Below are 17,954 nucleotides of genomic sequence, written 5' to 3' on the forward strand. Positions count from 1 at the left end.
AATTTCTTATCCGACAATATTATTAATCAGTAAAAATTATGAAATTAGTCAATCCATTATATTATCCGTTAGCTATTTTAGCTGGGGGAATAACTTTGGTAATTGGAATACGCCTAATTCATTTACCTAGTTTAATTATGTTGCCGACTGCAACGGCGATCGCCACGGGAACCTCTATTCTTTTGAGTCAAAATGAAATCAATAAAATTAATTTAGATAATCCAGCATTAGCTAAAGAAATTAAGTCAGTACAACAGCAAGTAATATTATTGATTGACAAAGCTGAAGACTTACGCAACGAAGCCCAACAAATGTTGACTTCATCAACACAACTAGAATTACTTACAGCCGTTGAGTATGCCTGCGATCGCACCCAAGAATTACCGGAAAAAGTCAAGCAATTAGTACAACATTTACAAGGTTCTAATTCTTTATTATCGATAGCTGAACTAGAAAAACAATTAGCTGAAGCAAAGGCTAAACAACAAAATAGCTCTGGTATTGCTAAAAAACAATTAAAACAATTGGTAGCCAGTCTGGAAAATAATCTTAAATTAGTACAACAAGGTCAAGATGCTCGTCAAGCACAGGTAGTTTCTTTAAATACTTTAGTGATTGAATCGGCAGGATTATTACAACAGTTGCAAAATCGCTTACAAACTTCTAATTTGAATAATTCAGAAGAAATCAATGAATTAAAAGAATTGAGTGAGGAACTGAAAACTGTACAGGCAAATGTTGATTTATTAATTATCTAAATAACTGTATATGTTTTCTAAACAGATAAGTAACTTGATAGTTAGATTTATTGGTAATACATTTATTGGGACAATTTTATTAATTTACTTTTTATTCTCTAGTTCAATTATTTTTCTGACTTCAGTGGGAGCTAAAACTATTTGCGATCGCTTAGAACCAAACTATGTAATCTGCGAACAAGAAGAATTAAGATTTGATCGGTTAATTAGACAAGAAAAAACTTCTTTTAGATTAATAGATGTTGTAATTAAAAACAAGATAACTGGTTCAGTTCATAAAATCAGAGATAGTAAAGAACGATATGGAACATTAGAAAAAAAATATAACCTTTACTTGAAAACAGAAAATGGTCTTATTTTATATAACTATTACTCCTATTTATCTGATGCACAATCTACGGCAGAAGTGATACTCAACTATATAAAAGAACAGCCTAATCCTAAATCTTATCTTTTAAATATCAGAAATAATGTTTTAAAAATATATCCTCAAAGTAAATATTTTTACATCAATATATTTATATCAATTTTAGGCTGGTTAATTCTGATTATTATTGTTCAACCTATATTCAGACAAATCAATAAATTTACAGTGACCCAAGAACATGATTCATCAATCCAAGCAAAATAAAATTATTACTTCTTTAGGAATTATTTTAGCTTCTTTAGGTTTGACCTATGCACCTATACCTGGGGTTAAACAAACTATTATTGTTGTTAGTGGAACAGAATTAAAAGAGCCGTTACAAGAGTTAGAAACTAGATTTGAGCAGAATAATTCTCGCGTAGATTTAGAATTAAAATTTCAAGGTTCTCAGGATATGGTTAATAATTATATTGACCAAAAAAATGATTTTAGCCCAGCTATTTTAATTCCGGCAAATGAACAAATCTTATCCGAATTAGATAATCGCTGGAAAGCACAAAATAATAGTGAACCATTTTACTATTCTCCTCAAGCGATCGCCAAAACTATTTTAGTGGCAATAGCCTGGCAGGAACGAGGCGATATTCTTTTTGCTGATGGTAATTTTTCTTGGTCCAGTATTGAACGAGCAATGCAACAAAGGAACTGGTCAAAAATTGGCGGGAAATCTAACTGGGGTAGCTTCGATTTTGTCATGACTAATCCCACTCGTTCTAATAGCGGTCAATTAACTTTGAGCTTATGGGGGCAATCCAAACAAAATAATTCTCTCAACAATACCCAGACAGAACTTGAATCTCTGTATACCCTAATTAAAAAATCAGTATATCAAGCACCCCGTTCCACGGATATTTTGCTACAAGAATTTATTACCCGCGGTGCTAACGATGGAGATGTAGCTACAGTATATGAAAGTATTGCTTTACATCGTTGGTCTCAAACTAAACTTGCCCAGAGCCAACCATACCAAATATACTATCCCAATCCAACTATTCAAACTATTGCTACTGCTGCTATTGTCCGACAAAATATCGATCAAAATACCGCTAAAGTAGCTCAGAAATTTATTGATTTTATTACCCAGCCACAACAACAACAGGTTTTTGTCCAGTATGGCTTTCGTCCTGTAATTCCAAATCTAAATTTATCATCGGTTTCTAATAGCCCTTGGTCACAAAATATTCCTGGTGTCATCTCAAATCCCTCCGTAAAGATAGAACAACCTCCAAATTCACAGGAAATTGCCGAGATTCAACGTTTATGGAATCGAGTTCGTTAATTATTGAGCAGTTATAAAAAAGTTATCAAATTAATATTCAAAAAAGCCTAAAGACTATTTTTTATCGCTACTTTAGTGGGATACTACTTATATAAAGATTTTCATTTAAATGAAATACGGTCAATAACTTTTTTGTTGATTGTAAATAGTTGATAGTTAATTGGCGATACCTTACTAATTTGATCAACGCTGTATGAAGCTACTCCCTATAGGGGAATAAAGATTGTGTAAAGCAGTTTACATTAAAAATAACTATAGGCAATCATAGTAAGTAATAAATAGTAAGTGATAACAAGTACTTAAAAATACTTAAGCATTCTGGTTTTTAGAGTGATTATTTTATAATTAATTTATTGATTTAGCATGATTCGCATTCTGATAGTAGACGATCAAAAAATGGTTCGAGAAGCACTCAAAATATCTCTTGAACCAGAAAAAGATTTGCAAATAGTTGGTACTGCAAGCAATGGTTTTGCTGCCATCGACCAAGTAAAAGCACTGCAACCAGATGTGGTATTAATGAATATGGAAATGCCCGGTTTAGATGGAGCTAGCACGACCAAAGAAATCACTAATAAATTTATTAATACTAAAGTTTTAATCCTTACTTCTTATGATACTGATGACTATATTACTAAATCTTTGGCTATGGGAGCCAAAGGCTATCTATTAAAAGATACGGATGCTGAAGATATTGCTATAGCTATTCGCAACATTTATAAAGGATATACTCAAATTGGACCTGGACTACTTGAAAAATTATTAGTGCATACAGACTCAGGTGTGATCTTAAGTAAACTAAAACAGATAACTCCTTTAAAGCCCGATCTTAAGTTGCCAGAAGCCAGACCAACTTATGTAAAAACACATCAAATAATTGCCAATTTGCAATCTACCTGTCGCAAAAATCAAGCAGAAATTGATAGACTAAATAATAGCTTAAATAATAATATTCAAGAGTTACCTAAAATTAAAAAAAATCTAATTAATCAGACAAAATATATGTGGCTGATCTGGATGTTTTGGTTGCTCACTATGCCAATAATTGGGTTAACTCTGTTTAATCTTCATACTAAAACCCATAGTCTGCAAAAGAATGATATTCCTACAGAAAGAATTGGTATTGATGGAGAATTTAGTCTTCATGGCATAGCTCAAAGAGTAACTAGGGCTTTTGAAGAAGATCCATTAATCAAAGGTATTTCTACTGTTCATGTAGCCCAAGAACACGATGCTATTATTTTGAAAGGAAAAATTGCTGATACGGCTATTTTAAGGCGTATGGAAAATATCGCCAAAACTATTAAAGGAGTTAATAAAGTTCATACTAGCCAAGTCAAAGTTCATCCACAACTAGAGTCAGATATCCTCGGTTCAGAGAGATGAAAATCAAAAATCAGCTTAGAAATATTGTTCATATTAATCTGTAGGATTAGAATAATTTTGTTTTAGTACAAATTGAGAATCTATTTTCCGATGATCGATAGACGACGATTTGCTTTTACGTGGATGTTAATTGTTGGATTGATCTCAAGTTTTTGTTTTCACTACACGCTAGCTAATCAAAGCTCAATAGAATCAGCTCAGGAAATATCGTCTCAAACAGAAACTATTGTCCAAGACTTATATTTACCACCTCGCAAAGACTTCCGGATCGTCGTGATTAGCGATCTTAATAGTCAGTATGGTTCAACAGAATACGAACCCGAAGTGGATCGGGCGATCGCCCTAATACCAGAATGGCAACCTGATTTAGTTCTCTCCGGTGGGGATATGATTGCCGGACAAAAAGCATCCCTTACCCAGTCACAAATTGAAGCTATGTGGACGGCTTTTGATCGTCATGTGGCTGCGCCTTTACGTCAATACAATATTCCTTTTGGATTTACTATTGGTAATCATGATGGTTCAGGAGCAATTAAGAACCAAACCTTGATTTTTGAAAACGAGAGAGATTTAGCTAAAGCATATTGGAGTCAAAAGCAGCATAAATTAGGTTTAGACTTCGTAGATCGGGCTAATTTTCCTTTTTATTATAGTTTTCGGCAAAATAGTATATTTTTCTTAGTCTGGGATGCTAGTACTCATATTATTTCTGAACAACAATTAGCTTGGGTTAAGAAGGCACTAAAAAGTGAAGCAGCCCAACAAGCTTCCATGCGTATTTCCATTGGACATCTACCTCTATATCCTGTCGCGGCCACCAAAAATAAGCCAGGGGAATACTTAGCTAATGCTCAAGAATTGCGATCGCTCTTAGAAAAAAATCAAGTTCACCTATATATTAGTGGACATCATCACGCATACTATCCAGGTAAAAAAGGGGAATTAGAATTATTGCACGCAGGAGCATTAGGTCAGGGATCAAGACAATTAATTCATAGTGATGCCCTGCCTCACCAAACCATCACGATTGTTGATTTAGATCTGACAAAAACCCAGCTTATCTATACCACCTACGATCCCAGCACTTGGGAAATAATTTCTTTAGAAGAACTCCCTCTATCAATTACGGGAGAGAACGGTACTATTTTTAGACATGATTTCTAAGGCAAATATAATTTATGTTTAATTTAGAAAAAACTAATCTTATAAAAGTTACCATTAAGTCCGAGCTACCAGATAATCGGTTCTAATGGAAATCAGCCATTAGAAGTAATGGGGAAAGATTGGTGAAAATCCAACGCTGTCCCGCAACTGTGATGAGATATATATGTGAATATTTATCGTAAATCTCTTAGTCAGGATGCCCGCCGATTGCAACAGTTAACTCCATATATATCTGCGAGGTACGGATATTCAACTAATGGTTATAGCAAATTCTTTAGAGCGATCGATTTTTAATTCACTGCAATTACCACCTTTACCCAATCCCAAACCCTTACTAGCAATCGGTCATGGTACCAGAAACGCAAGTGGTAGACAAACTTTTCTGGATTTTGTCGAAACCTACCAAAAATTAGACACTTCTCGTCCTGTTATTCCCTGTTTTTTAGAACTAACTGAGCCAACAATTCAACAAGGAGTAGAAGCCTGTATCGAGCAAGGCTATACAGAAATTACTGCTTTGCCAATTTTGTTGTTTGCTGCCAGACATAACAAATTTGACGTTACCAACGAACTAGATCGAGCGCGATCGCCTTATCCAAAGTTAAGCTTTAATTATGGTCGTCACTTTGGCATCACGCCGAAAATTATCGAGCTGTGGCGCGATCGCTTGGCAGAATTAGATCGACCCGATAAAAATCCCCACAATATCTCCCGAGAAGATACTGTCTTATTATTTGTCGGGAGAGGTTCTAGCGATCCCGATGCCAATGGAGATGTCTGCAAACTAGCTAGAGTAATCTGGGAAGGAAGTGGTTACAAGACAGTAGAAACTTGTTTTATTGGTATTAGTCATCCCCGTTTAGAAGAAGGTTTTCGTCGGGCATACCTATATCAAGCCAAACGCATTATTGTTCTCCCTTATTTTCTATTTACGGGGACTTTGATGTCCAAAATCATTAACATTTCCGCTCAACAACAGGAACAACACCCCGATATCGATATTGCCTGCTTATCTGAAATGGGAATTGCACCTCAACTATTACAGGTAATTAGAGAGCGAGAAATTGAAGCTCAGTTAGGGCAAGTAGCGATGAATTGTGAAATGTGCAAGTTTCGCTTAGCCGCAGTAGATGGACATGGAAACGGGTATCATCATCATGCTCATCACCATCACGGACACCATCATCATCACCCTAATGGTGATCCCTACGCCAAACTAGAAGATTATCATCAGCGCATTTGGAAAACACCTTGAGCGATTTACTTAACCCCTGTTCGGGTTAAGACAATTTAAGGGTGAGGTCAGCTTTAAGCTTTAAGCTCTAAGCTTTTTGGTCTTATTTTCTCCCTACCTTTTCATGATTTAAGGAAAATCATGGTTTTTCAACAACGTGGTTGGACATGCTGGGCGGGGCGTACAAGGGGGCGAAAACGCTTCGCCCCACAGCCCCTTGGAAACCCCAGCGTCCCCCATGTTCAATCAATTGCTCAATAAGTCTTCCAACTTATCTCGAACTCAGTTTAAAACTAATAACTCCGAACTCCGAACTCCGAATTCTCGCTTCTCAATCCTGACAATTGGAGCAAAAATGCGATGATCGCCCTCCTAGCTTTATTTTCTCTATGGGAGTACCGCAGACTCGACAAGGTTCTCCTTTTCTGCCATAAACTAAAGCTGTATCACCATAGTTGCCGCTAACCCCTAACAAGTCTAAAAAGTCACTAAAGGTAGTACCACCTTTATCAATGGCAGTTTGCAGAACATCAATAATTGCCTGATGCAATCGTTTTATTTGTCTGGCTGTTAAATTATTGGCTAGGGTGTCCGGTTTGATCCCACTTTTAAATAAAGCTTCGTCAGCATAAATATTGCCAATACCTGCGACGATCGCTTGATCTAAAAGCAAAGTTTTAATGTGACGACGACGATTATTTAGCTTCTGAGTAAAATAATCTAAGGAAAAATCAGCATCAAAAGGTTCGGGTCCCAGTTTTTGTAGTCCCGTAATAATTGACTCTCGTTCTATTTGAGGTGGTACCAACCAAAATTTACCAAATGTACGGGTATCCACAAATCGTAATTCTTGATTTCCGTCAAACAAGAGACGAATACGAGTATGTTTCTGTAGAGGGTTATCTTGCTTGACCCATAATAATTGTCCCGTCATACGGAGATGTACTCCCAAACATCCAGCAGGTTTTCCAGAATCATTCTCTAACTGAGCCAAAAGATACTTCCCCCGTCTTTGCCACTGACTGATCCCCACTCCTGTAATACCTTGCCAAAATTGTTCTATGTCAGCAGGATAAGCTAAAGTCCTCGCTAATAAAACTTCTCCTCCCTGGATTGGTTGTTTAACAGTTAATTGATTTAATCCTCTGCGGACTGTTTCTACTTCTGGTAGTTCTGGCAAGGTGCAAACTATTCCTCAGTTCAATTTAGTTCAAGAATAGTTTATCAGTCTGAATGAAACTGATCTTAGGTCGCACTTTTATCTTTAGCAGAAATTACTTCTGAGGCAAAACTCTCCAGGGGACTAAATTCGAAGGGTCCCGCTACTGATCCCCAGACTAGTTCATCTGTTTCAGGATCTCGTCCCCGATCATAGCTAATTAGTTGAGTGCCATTAATTTCAAAACTGTTGTCTAAATAGGTTACTTTGCCTTGGCGTTCCACAATACACGCTTTTCCTGGTTTGATCTCTCCCAGGAAACTATTACCTGTCCAAGTCACGTTCATATCACAACCTTCCATTTTCTCGATTAAATCTGGAGTGAGATTACTCAACAAATCCAAATTACGAGATGCACCGTAAAATCGCTCTTGCTCTTTTACTTTATAGTTTTCCAACTCAATGCGATCATCTACTGCACTTAACCTAATGACCCGTAAACGATAGGGCTGGTTGAGCATAAAATCATAAGCCTGTTCTAAAAATAAACTGGTACCGTCCAACAAATTATAGGGTAAGGGACGCATACAGACGCGAATATGGGCAAAAAATGGCGGATTTGCATACGCTTGAGCTTGATTGCTAAAATCTGCTGCCATCCAACGGTTAAGGGTCGCAATATCTTGAGAATGAGTCATTTAAATATATCTTCTAAAAAATCTGGCAAAGCCGTTGTATCTGATTTTAGAGCTTTCAGTCAGTCAAACAAATTACCGATTATTTTTCTTAGTATCTGCCATCTTCAAAAAAAACCAAAATGATGACTAATAAATAGCTATTAGCCATTAGCTATTAGCTTTTAGCTTCCATCAAGAGGTAGATGTCGGTAAAGCGATTAGATATTAGCAAAATTTATCTTTATTATAAATTTATCTAAAGTTAAACCGAGAAGCCAAGTGCTTACTGGATTACAAATTATGTCCCAATCGGAAATTTGCTAAATGCAATCGTTAATACCAAAAATCACCTCAATTTAATTTTTTTTTTGTTAAGGTGTGTAAAGTAACCAAAACACGCAAAAGTTATTTCTTATATGTCCCCAATAATTTGGTAGTAATATAAATCATTACAGATGCTTGAATTGCATAAAAATTCTCAAAAGATATTAGCTACTAATTGAAGTATAAGTAGATAGCAAATTACTCTAAACTAGAACATTTTTGGTATATCTCAATACACCACAAGAAACAATATAGACAAATATTAGTCTTTCTAACAAGCTAAATGCATAAATAAAGATTTTTATGCATATTAGAAAAAATAATTGAACTTTCGTAAGTTCAACAACTTGGCTGTTTGTATATTTACTCAATTAAACATCATCTAAAGACTAATAATCACGCAATATAATTTCTATTTTCAAGCAATATAGTAGGGAGGTGAAATTATGAATATTAAAGGAAAAACAGCTTTAGTTACGGGTGCTTCTCGGGGCATAGGTAAAGCGATCGCTTTAGAATTAGCCCAACAAGGAATCAAACATTTACTGTTAGTAGCCCGGGATCGCCAACGATTAGCAGAAGTTGCCGCAGAGATTACCAATATGGGGGTTAAGGTCACTACTTTATCTGTTGATTTAACCAAATCATCTTCGATTAACATTGCGATCGCCCAAGCATGGCGTACTCATAGACCAATTCATTTACTGGTTAACTGTGCCGGAGTAGCCCACCAAGCACCGTTTTTACAAACTCAACTCCCCAAAGTTGAAGAAGAAATTTCGATCAATTTGCTGGGAATGATGACCATTACTCGTTTGATGGCTAAACGAATGGCTAACCAAAAAGAAGGCACCATTGTCAATGTATCTAGTTTGATGGGTAAGGTGGCAGCTCCCACTATGTCAACTTATTCAGCAACCAAGTTCGCCATCCTTGGCTTTACCCAAGCTCTGCGGAGTGAATTAGCCGGTCACAATATCAAAGTTATTGCCCTGCTGCCCACATTAACTGATACTGATATGGCACGTAATCTAAGGTTATTTCGTTGGGTTATGCCCATGACTCCAGAGAAAGTAGCTCGGGCATTGATATCAGGGCTTTATAAAAATTCTGGCGAGATTCTCGTGGGTTGGCAGAGTTACCTTGCGGTGTGGTGTCAACGTATCTTTCCTCAATTACTAGAAAAGATTTTGCTGTTCTCGGCCCCAACAGTGTAAAGCGGCATAGCCGCAGCTATCAGCCCTTCGGGTACTCTTCTAGAAGGCTCCGCCAACGATAGTTTGCTCAAGTCGACGGGGCTTATAAAGGGCGGACGCAGGTTCCGCCCACAGCCCCTTGGGAACCCGCCCAACGCAATATGCGAAGCGGTATACCATATCCGAAGGTGTATCCTTTAGGGCAAGGGCACAATGTCCTTTAGGACTGTCTCACTATCAGCTATCAGCCGTTTACAAAGCGTAAACTTTAGAGCTAAAAGCTTTTAAGGTAATAATTCGGATCAATTCTTTCGTTCAGAGAAGTATATCGTTATGTCTGCAATGGATTATTCTCAAATAGCTCATTGGTAGGATACTTACGTCAAAACCGACCTTGATGTATCTTTCTTTCTCAATCAAGCTAAAGATGGCGATCGCGTGCTGGAATTAACTTCGGGAACTGGTCGCCTCATCCGTTTCAAGTGTGGGGGTGTGACCAGCACCAACTTTTAATCTCACCACTGAAGCATTAATTAATCCTTGAGAATCTGAGGAATTTTTTTCTAAGTATAAATTTATATATTGGATCATACAGTTATTTCGATTATCTCTAGGTACAGATTTGGTAAAAGGCATCCAAGAAGTTCGTATCCAACCTAATAATCCTTCTTTTCCTTGATGAGCAATACTTTTTTGGACTAATTCTAGACGCTTAATTTTAAAGCCAGATTTTTGTAACCATATCTTGTAATCTTGCAGTCCATAAAAGAAATGAGAATTATGAAAATCATTAAAATAGGTACTCCAAGATTCAGAGGTAATTAATTCCGAAAAAACCTCTAAAACTCCTGAATCATTTTCTTCTATCCCAGAGGAAATAATAGAAAGATTAGGATATTGGTTCGTTAAGTATTTCTCCTTAGCATCGGAAATGATTTCCGGGGAGCTATCTGTATCAACTACTTCATTTATTGGTAACGTAGTTGCCATATCAACGGTAATTTGATCTTCACAAAAACCAAAATCTGTAATAGATTCAAGAGAATTTAAATCAAAATTTTCTTTTGATTCTTGTAGATATGTTAATCGATCATCTGAATTTATAGCACAATCTTTTAGATCCAACATAAACTTTAATTACTAAAATTAGAGTTGATATATAGCAATTATAAGACTCATGGGATACAAAATTTATTTTTACTTTTTTGTAGATTAAGTTGATAATCTTTTTAGAAATCAACCACAACTAAGTATTATGGTTAAATTTGGCAAATCTTGTGCGCATAATAGTATCTCAAGTCAAGACTAATTAGCGATCGCCTATAGTAATCTAGAATACTTATCTAGTATTAAAGACTAAAATAAGATTAACAGTATTTGGCGCTCACTAATAGTAATCTAAAACACTTATTCGGGACTAAAGACTGAAATAAAGTCAAGATTAATTAGCATCATGGATAGTAATCTAAAACACTTATTCAGGGCTAAGGACTGAAATAATATATCTTTTTAATCAAATCAAATCTGTCTAATGTTCACAGATTTCGAGACATATGACTTCTATGCATTAGCATCACTTAACTGTCACTTAATTTAAGATGCTATTATGGTATGATTACCTTCATAACGTGTTGCAAGAATAACTTTTTGCTTGGCTTAGTGTACCTTTTTGCTTGGCTTAGTGTATTAAAACTGAGAGTGTTATCAAAATATTAATCTTATTTTTGAAAGTCATCGATTTTAGTGGCTTTTAGAAAATGCTTATGGGGTAACTTAAAGTTTTATTTGATTGATTTTTTTCCCTTTCCCCTAAATTAAAGTTATCTGAAGAACTACCGGTTTTAACCAGGTAATTGTAGATGCTGAGATGAATTCAGTATCTCTCACCTTCAAAGTAGACACGGTTTATATCCAAATTACGACTTCTTTCATACTGGAGCGTGTATTTTGTCTGTTCGAGTATGAAATTTGTTAATCGATTTAAGTAAAATTTAGTTGGATAATTTTGTTAATCATGATTAGAAGTATCCAGAAAATCAATACAGTTTTTGCTTTGATAGCTATTAATTCTTTGGTTTGTGCAAATGCTTGGAGCCAAACAAAAATAGAGACTGTTTCTTCTGTTTTAGATAACCCCATTGACGGAAAAGAAGTGACCTTACAGGGCAAAATCATTGAAAAAATGTCAGATGAAGCAGACTCTAACGGAACAGACTATATTTTCACGGATGGCACCAATGAAATTACAGTTGAACTTCAAGATGCCAATTATCCCTATGATCAGGATACAATGCTGGAAATCTCGGGGATAATTGATTTTGAGTCTGAGCATTTAGAAGAAAAAGAAAAAGATTTAACTCCAGAGGATATTCAGATTAAGGTAAATCAGCTTCAAGTTGTTAATTTAAATAAATCTCTTAGCCGTTAGCAACTTAATCTATCTACTTTCAATCATCTTTATTAGATGATTTAAGTTGTTATGAGCGATCGCTCGTAGATCTCCAATTGCTTGCACGGAAGCTATTGGTGCAATGCTTGATTCTTTAGCGATCGCTGATAATTGAATAGTTTTTTGTTGAGAAATTATTTGATTCATTGGTTTTTTGGTCTCAAGTTTTTCTCTTTTACTTTTGTCAGGAAACTTTTACTTGAAGGGCTTCTAAAACTTTTTTGGCGACGAGTAGAGATGAGCTGGGATTTTGACCAGTGATTAAATTGCCACTTTCTACAACAAAGGGTTGAAAGTCATCAACTCCATGAAAATTTGCCCCTAATTCTCGTAATTTACTCTCCAGCATGAAAGGTACGGTGTCGGAAAGTCCTACCGCATCCTCTTCTGAGTTAGTAAAAGCACTAATTTTATGTCCAGCAACCAAAGGACTTCCATCTGGCTTAGTTGCATTAATCAAACCCGCAGGACCGTGACAAACCGCTGCGACAACTTTTTCTTGAGCATAAACTTGAGAAATAACTGTAGCTAAAGGCTGACTTTGAGGTAAGTCCCACATCGTACCGTGACCTCCCGGAAGAAAAATCGCATCGTATTGTTCTGGGTCAACATTATTTACTCCTGGAGTATTTTTAACTTCTGCCATAGCAGATTGATCTTGTAAAAAGCGATCTACACTAGCAGCATTTTCACCAATAGATTTTTGACTACGAGGGTCAATTGGTATTGCACCACCATCAATTGAAGCAATAGAGACTGAAAGACCAGCATCAATAAAAGCATAGTAGGGTGTTGTTAATTCTTCTAGCCATAGACCTGTAGGTTCTTCAGTATTACCCATAACAGCATGAGAGGTAACGATGATCAAAATTTTCAGAGAACTCATAGTTGTTTTGAAAAAAATTGCTTGACTTTTCTTCACTTTATCCGAGGCTCTGTAAAAAAAGAACTTATAGTTTTTAATGACAGTCATAATTTATTTTATAGCTAGCAATTAGAAACATTACCGTTCCCTAGTAATGAATAATCTCGATCAATTACGCACTTTTCTTGAAGCATACCGTTTGGGTTCGATAACTAAAGCTGCTGAGAGACTGCATATGACGCAACCAGCAGCATCAGCACATATTAAAGCTCTCGAAACATTGATTGAAAAAAAATTATTTGTCCGCCATGCAAGAGGAGTTAAGGCAACTGCGATCGCCGATGATTTAGCCAGATCTATCGCTCCTCATCTAGAACAAATCGAAGTCAAATTTAATGCAGCACGAGCTAGAATTGCCAATATTTCTGGGACGATTCACTTAGCTACACCAGCCGAGATCCTCAGTGCCAAATTACTTCCTGCTATTGTTTCCTTGCTGGGTCACGATCTCAAGATCAGAATACACTTAGGAGGAAAAGAACGTATCTACCAATTATTAAACGATGGGGCGATTGACTTGGCGGTAACTGCATCTCAACCGCAAAATCAAGCCTTGGGTTTTCACCCCATTCAACAAGAAACCCTGATTTTAGTTGCTGCACCCGATTGGGCAAAACATAATTTGATTAAGCCGTTTTCTCCTCAGGAATTATTAACAAAACCTCTAATTGCTTACGATGAGGACTTGCCATTAATTCGTGACTATTTCGACACAGTGTTTCAAATTCAAATTAATCACCAAGCAGCAATTACTGTTCCCGATCTCAGAATAGTGCGATCACTGGTCTCTTTAGGAGAAGGTTATACAGTATTACCTCAATATCTTTGTCAAGAACAGCTACAAAACGGTACTCTATCTTTACTCAGCAATCCAGAGCAACCACCTGTTAACAATTTATATTTGGTCTGGAATAAAGGTAATCTCAGACATCCAAGAGTAACTTTTGTTCGCGATCGCCTTTTAGCAGAACTACAAAATTTCTTATAACAATTAAGACTTTAGTTAGCTAAATAGCCTGAATCACAGGTGGCTATACATCTGCCCATTTACGGAGTAAGTTAGCAATACTTTTAGAAATGAGGTCGAATTCCGGAGTTTTACCTGATTTAGCAAAAATAGCGCGACGCGCAGTATCTAAATCAAAGAGGATTTCGCGATCGCTGGCATCACGAATTATACTTTGTACCCAGCCTACTACGACTAGCCTTGTACCTTTAGTAACAGGATTGACACGGTGTAAAGTGGTTGAAGGATAAAAAATAGCTGAACCTGCCTCCAGTTTATAACTTTGCTCTTCTTGCACTCCCTCAATTACTAACTCTCCTCCTTCATAGTCTTGAGGTGAGTCAAGAAACAGAGTAAAAGAAACATCAGAACGGCATAAGCCAGATTTGCCTTTCATGAGTGCATTATCTACATGGGTATCGTAAGACATTGCCACATCGTAACGACTAATAAGCAAAGAATGAACTGATTTAGGGCGAACAGTAGACTGAAATAAAGAATTTTTAGCTAAAGCAGCACGAATTTTGGCTTTTAATTCATTTTGAGATGTTCCTGATTTCAGTTGCTGATTATTTTTAACCAACTTAGCATGCCAACCCGCTGTAAGTTTACCGTCAATAAATTCTGCTTGCTGAAGAACCTGTTTGATCTCGGCTAAATCCTCAGAGGAGAGAATTTGATCGATTGAGAAAATCATAATATTTTAGCTGGAGATAAAATTTTTGGCATTGCGCAATTAAAGTAAGATAACAACTTAGATGCAGATTTATTTATAGCAATTCTCAGACCTGTGAGGTACATCTTAATTAACAATGGACAATTAGCCATTAGCCATTAGCCAAAATCAGGATTTTAGAGTGTACCTCATAACTATGAGAACCGCTATATCTGAAATTTTTAGTTTTTAGTTTTTAGTTTAAAAAAGAGTGCTAAAAACTCGTTTGGGTATAGTTTAAGACTATATTTGAACGACTAAAAACTAATGACTAACGACTAAGAACTTTTTACTCTTCATCTAAAATTACCTTAAATGTCAAAAAAAGGCTCACACCGTACCGAAGGTCGGTGTTGAGATGAATTTTGACCAACAAACGCTCCCTGCGTCAGCAGACCTTATGGTAAAATAATCCCATAAGATATTTGGATATTGGTCTTGTTTGTACTCGAAGCCAAACTCAGAGGTTCTACAAAACAGTTTGCGGTCATTGATGAAATGATTCGCACTGCTGGTTTTGTCAGAAATAGTTGTCTGAGACACTGGATAGATAATCGCGGTGTCGGACAATACGACTTGTCTGCTCTGTGTGCGGTTCTGGCTAAAGAATACGAATGGGCTAAAAAGCTAAATTCTCAAGCTCGTCAAGCATCTGCCGAACGAGCGTGGGCTGCGATTAAGCGTTTTTATGACAACTGCAAAAATCCAGCTATCAAAAAAAAAGGTTATCCCAGATTCAAAAAATCCCGTTCTGTTGAATACAAAACTACTGGCTACAAACTCTCTGAAGATAGACAATCTATCACCTTCACCGACAAGTTTAAGGCTGGTAGCTTTCGTATGATGGGAGCATTCGACTTGAACTATTATCAACCCAAACAAATCAAAAGAGTTCGAGTTGTGCGTAGAGCAGACGGGTATTATGTTCAATTTTGTGTTGCCATTAACCGACTTGAAGAAGTTCAACCAACCGAACAAGTGATTGCTCTTGATGTTGGATTGATGCACTTCTATACCGACAATCGAGGTAACAAGGTTGAAAATCCTCGTCATCTGAGAAAATCGGAAAAAGCTCTTAAACGTCTGCAAAGACGGGTTAGTCGCAAGGTTAAAGGCTCTAATAAGCGCAAAAAAGCAATTAATAAACTGGGAAGAAAGCACTTGAAAGTCTCGCGCCAGCGTAAAGATTTTGCCGTGAAGTTGGCAAGATGCGTAGTCAAATCTAACGATTTGGTGGTGTTTGAGAAACTGACGGTGCCTAATATGGTCAAGAATCGTCATCTTGCCAAAAGCATTTCCTGCGCTGCATGGAGACAATTCTTTGAATGGTTGAAATACTATGGACAAGTTTTTGGCAAAATTGTCATTGCTGTTCCACCTCAGTACACCAGTCAAGAGTGCAGTTCTTGTCATCGAATTGTTAAAAAGTCTTTGTCTGAAAGAACCCATGCTTGCGAGTGTGGCTGTATTCTCGATAGAGACGAAAATGCCAGCCGTAATTTGTTGGCAAAAGGATTGGAATATTTGAGTAGGGGGGGGCACTCCCGAATTAACGCCCAAGGACATTTGAACCTCTGTCAAATAAGTGAAAGCGAGCTTTGATAAGTTTGGTGGTTGAGTTGGGAACCCCACACTGTACCGCAAGCGGTCAGTGTTGGGAGGATGTCAGTCCAGGAACAGGATATTTCTGGGAAGCATCGTCAAGGATAAGTATCCAATCATTTTCTGGTTTGGGTTGTTCTGGTGGATCGAAAGTTTGACGTTTCTCATTAGAGAAAACCGCAAATGGTTGCCCAGTGACTTGCAGGTCTGAGTCATATATTAAGCCGTCTCGGGGATTAAACCACCAAGCATTAATTTTTGTCCCAGATAGTTGAGAAAGATCCAATTTTATTGTGCGTCCATTGGTAATATATACAATCCAGTAACTGTAGTCATCTGATCTGGCTGCTTGAACGCGATCATCTACAGTTCCTGGAGCTGATATCAAAATACTTTGGTCGGGAATGCGAGTCGGTTGAATAAAAGGGCGAGACTCAAATAATCGTCGAACGTGTGCCATATCATAAGCCCCTTCATAGTGCAGGGCATCATACCAATAGAAATTATGATGAGAAAATTTTTTGATATTTCCCGGTTGATCCATCTGCCAGATCCCATTTCCGCCATAGGAGAAACCAAATCCACCTGCCAATATAGACCAGTAAGCACGACGGCGGAGATGCCATGCTGAAAATTGACCGTTTTTAAAATTATGAAGAATGGGATGTTTTTCATAACCAGGCTCAGAATCAATTGTGGGCTTAACGGGAGTTCGTTGAAAATCCTCAGTAATTCTTTCGTAATTTTTGTTACCGAGCCTATGCCCCGATTGGATCATATTGAAATCTAGCCAAGGCTTGTCATGATAAAATTCGCCGCTTGATGTTGCTGGGGGTCTAAATGTACCACCAGGGGGATGATATGACATTAGTAGGTTATCAGAATTCTCCTGCCCATAACCTTCAATAATGCCACGGGCTAGTTCATCGTATACCTTGTGTTTAGTCGGCTGGACATCACCACCCAAAATCCAAATTATATTGTTCGAGTTTTTGTATCGCTCTCCTAGAAAAAGACCATAACGGTATGCTCGCTTAGGATTCAAGCTTAAACCAACATCAGACTTACCCTTATTTTCCACATGGGCTTTGCTCCAAGCTGGCAAAAGAGCCATGTAAAGTTCTAGTTCCTCTGCTTGTTTGATTATAAAATCTGCATGTTGCCAATAGTCTTCATTTGGTTGGTCAAGATCTCCATTATCGAAGGCAGTATGTCCAAAGGCATTTGGCTGAGTAATTTGCAAACCAATAATCCGCGCTTGAATAACATTAAATTGTTTATTCTTGCGATCCCACAAATATTTTAAAACTTCATCCTGGTTCAGTTTGGAAAACAGTTCCCAGGCAGTGTCTCCAAGCCAAAAGAAAGGTTTTCCATCTTTTGAAACCAGATAATGTCCACTTTCATCAACATTTAAACCTTTCAAGTTCTCGCCTTCCTGACCATGAACTGGCATTTTAGATCCGATCAATATTAGAGCACCTAAGCCAAGTAAAATAAAACATTTTAAGGATTGATATTTACTATTAAGCATTTAAATTTCCTTTCAATAACTTAAAGGTTTACCCTGTCTCGGTCATTGGGATTGTTATATGGCGATTGCCCTTCGGGCAGTGGCAAAGCCAATCGCAATTGATGAGCTAATATCCAAAT

The 17,954-nt window shown here is 37.1% G+C and carries 17 protein-coding genes and 1 riboswitch; of the genes, 10 read left to right on the plus strand and 7 right to left on the minus strand.

What is annotated here, in order from left to right; all coding sequences use genetic code 11:
* Positions 1 to 38 precede the first annotated feature (38 nt).
* The 6 genes from PLEUR7319_RS0114890 to PLEUR7319_RS0114915 all read left to right on the plus strand — a co-directional run bounded on the left by PLEUR7319_RS0114890 (position 39) and on the right by PLEUR7319_RS0114915 (position 6,269).
* On the plus strand, positions 39 to 758 hold the full coding sequence (locus PLEUR7319_RS0114890) for a hypothetical protein (RefSeq protein ID WP_019506025.1): 720 nt from the start codon (positions 39 to 41) through the stop codon (positions 756 to 758).
* A gap of 10 nt (positions 759 to 768) precedes the next feature.
* The gene (locus PLEUR7319_RS0114895) at positions 769 to 1,389 is read left to right on the plus strand and encodes a hypothetical protein (protein ID WP_019506026.1); all 621 of its coding nucleotides are present in this window, start codon (positions 769 to 771) and stop codon (positions 1,387 to 1,389) included.
* Positions 1,364 to 2,464: an extracellular solute-binding protein gene (locus PLEUR7319_RS0114900; RefSeq protein ID WP_019506027.1), complete on the plus strand. Its 1,101-nt coding sequence runs from the start codon at positions 1,364 to 1,366 to the stop codon at positions 2,462 to 2,464. Before PLEUR7319_RS0114895 ends, PLEUR7319_RS0114900 begins: the two co-directional genes overlap by 26 nt.
* Positions 2,465 to 2,827: 363 nt before the next feature.
* A complete protein-coding gene (locus PLEUR7319_RS38165) occupies positions 2,828 to 3,850 on the plus strand; it encodes a response regulator (RefSeq protein ID WP_019506028.1) in 1,023 nt (340 codons plus the stop codon).
* A gap of 93 nt (positions 3,851 to 3,943) precedes the next feature.
* Positions 3,944 to 5,014, plus strand: coding sequence for a metallophosphoesterase (locus PLEUR7319_RS0114910; RefSeq protein WP_371265396.1), 1,071 nt, complete (start codon positions 3,944 to 3,946; stop codon positions 5,012 to 5,014).
* Between the two features lie 60 nt (positions 5,015 to 5,074).
* Positions 5,075 to 5,237, plus strand: a riboswitch (cobalamin riboswitch).
* A gap of 33 nt (positions 5,238 to 5,270) precedes the next feature.
* Positions 5,271 to 6,269 carry a sirohydrochlorin chelatase gene (locus PLEUR7319_RS0114915; RefSeq protein ID WP_019506030.1) on the plus strand — a complete coding sequence of 333 codons (999 nt, stop codon included), beginning with the start codon at positions 5,271 to 5,273 and terminating at the stop codon, positions 6,267 to 6,269.
* Positions 6,270 to 6,579: 310 nt separating this feature from the next.
* On the opposite strand, the gene PLEUR7319_RS0114920 is transcribed toward PLEUR7319_RS0114915, so the two are convergent.
* Both PLEUR7319_RS0114920 and PLEUR7319_RS0114925 read right to left on the minus strand, forming a co-directional pair.
* Positions 6,580 to 7,428 carry a DNA-formamidopyrimidine glycosylase gene (locus PLEUR7319_RS0114920; protein ID WP_019506031.1) on the minus strand — a complete coding sequence of 283 codons (849 nt, stop codon included), beginning with the start codon at positions 7,426 to 7,428 and terminating at the stop codon, positions 6,580 to 6,582.
* Positions 7,429 to 7,493: 65 nt separating this feature from the next.
* The gene (locus PLEUR7319_RS0114925) at positions 7,494 to 8,105 is read right to left on the minus strand and encodes a chromophore lyase CpcT/CpeT (RefSeq protein ID WP_019506032.1); all 612 of its coding nucleotides are present in this window, start codon (positions 8,103 to 8,105) and stop codon (positions 7,494 to 7,496) included.
* 749 nt (positions 8,106 to 8,854) lie between these two features.
* Here PLEUR7319_RS0114925 and PLEUR7319_RS0114930 point away from each other — a divergent pair.
* Positions 8,855 to 9,625 carry an SDR family oxidoreductase gene (locus tag PLEUR7319_RS0114930; RefSeq protein ID WP_019506033.1) on the plus strand — a complete coding sequence of 257 codons (771 nt, stop codon included), beginning with the start codon at positions 8,855 to 8,857 and terminating at the stop codon, positions 9,623 to 9,625.
* 426 nt (positions 9,626 to 10,051) lie between these two features.
* Here the strand turns inward: PLEUR7319_RS0114930 and PLEUR7319_RS0114935 are convergent, their stop codons facing one another.
* Positions 10,052 to 10,732: a hypothetical protein gene (locus tag PLEUR7319_RS0114935; protein ID WP_019506034.1), complete on the minus strand. Its 681-nt coding sequence runs from the start codon at positions 10,730 to 10,732 to the stop codon at positions 10,052 to 10,054.
* 886 nt (positions 10,733 to 11,618) lie between these two features.
* Here PLEUR7319_RS0114935 and PLEUR7319_RS38170 point away from each other — a divergent pair.
* Positions 11,619 to 12,032 (plus strand): NirD/YgiW/YdeI family stress tolerance protein, encoded by a 414-nt coding sequence (locus PLEUR7319_RS38170; protein WP_019506035.1) that lies wholly within the window; start codon positions 11,619 to 11,621, stop codon positions 12,030 to 12,032.
* A gap of 9 nt (positions 12,033 to 12,041) precedes the next feature.
* Here PLEUR7319_RS38170 and PLEUR7319_RS41320 read toward each other — a convergent pair whose 3' ends face one another.
* Both PLEUR7319_RS41320 and PLEUR7319_RS0114950 read right to left on the minus strand, forming a co-directional pair.
* The gene (locus PLEUR7319_RS41320; protein WP_019506036.1) at positions 12,042 to 12,200 is read right to left on the minus strand and encodes a hypothetical protein; all 159 of its coding nucleotides are present in this window, start codon (positions 12,198 to 12,200) and stop codon (positions 12,042 to 12,044) included.
* A gap of 37 nt (positions 12,201 to 12,237) precedes the next feature.
* Positions 12,238 to 12,939 (minus strand): type 1 glutamine amidotransferase domain-containing protein, encoded by a 702-nt coding sequence (locus PLEUR7319_RS0114950; RefSeq protein WP_026102532.1) that lies wholly within the window; start codon positions 12,937 to 12,939, stop codon positions 12,238 to 12,240.
* 133 nt (positions 12,940 to 13,072) lie between these two features.
* Here PLEUR7319_RS0114950 and PLEUR7319_RS0114955 point away from each other — a divergent pair, with 133 nt between their 5' ends.
* On the plus strand, positions 13,073 to 13,966 hold the full coding sequence (locus PLEUR7319_RS0114955) for a LysR family transcriptional regulator (RefSeq protein WP_019506038.1): 894 nt from the start codon (positions 13,073 to 13,075) through the stop codon (positions 13,964 to 13,966).
* A gap of 43 nt (positions 13,967 to 14,009) precedes the next feature.
* Here PLEUR7319_RS0114955 and PLEUR7319_RS0114960 read toward each other — a convergent pair whose 3' ends face one another.
* Positions 14,010 to 14,681 carry a Fe2+-dependent dioxygenase gene (locus PLEUR7319_RS0114960; RefSeq protein ID WP_019506039.1) on the minus strand — a complete coding sequence of 224 codons (672 nt, stop codon included), beginning with the start codon at positions 14,679 to 14,681 and terminating at the stop codon, positions 14,010 to 14,012.
* Between the two features lie 456 nt (positions 14,682 to 15,137).
* Between PLEUR7319_RS0114960 and PLEUR7319_RS0114965 the strand changes: the two genes are divergently transcribed.
* Complete coding sequence (locus tag PLEUR7319_RS0114965) at positions 15,138 to 16,301, plus strand: RNA-guided endonuclease TnpB family protein (RefSeq protein WP_036800080.1); 1,164 nt, start codon at positions 15,138 to 15,140, stop codon at positions 16,299 to 16,301.
* A 46-nt stretch (positions 16,302 to 16,347) separates the two neighbouring features.
* Here PLEUR7319_RS0114965 and PLEUR7319_RS0114970 read toward each other — a convergent pair whose 3' ends face one another.
* The gene (locus PLEUR7319_RS0114970) at positions 16,348 to 17,757 is read right to left on the minus strand and encodes a glycoside hydrolase family 140 protein (RefSeq protein WP_063822275.1); all 1,410 of its coding nucleotides are present in this window, start codon (positions 17,755 to 17,757) and stop codon (positions 16,348 to 16,350) included.
* Positions 17,758 to 17,954: the final 197 nt, after the last annotated feature.

This window comes from Pleurocapsa sp. PCC 7319 (assembly GCF_000332195.1).
In the GTDB taxonomy this organism is placed as follows: domain Bacteria; phylum Cyanobacteriota; class Cyanobacteriia; order Cyanobacteriales; family Xenococcaceae; genus Waterburya.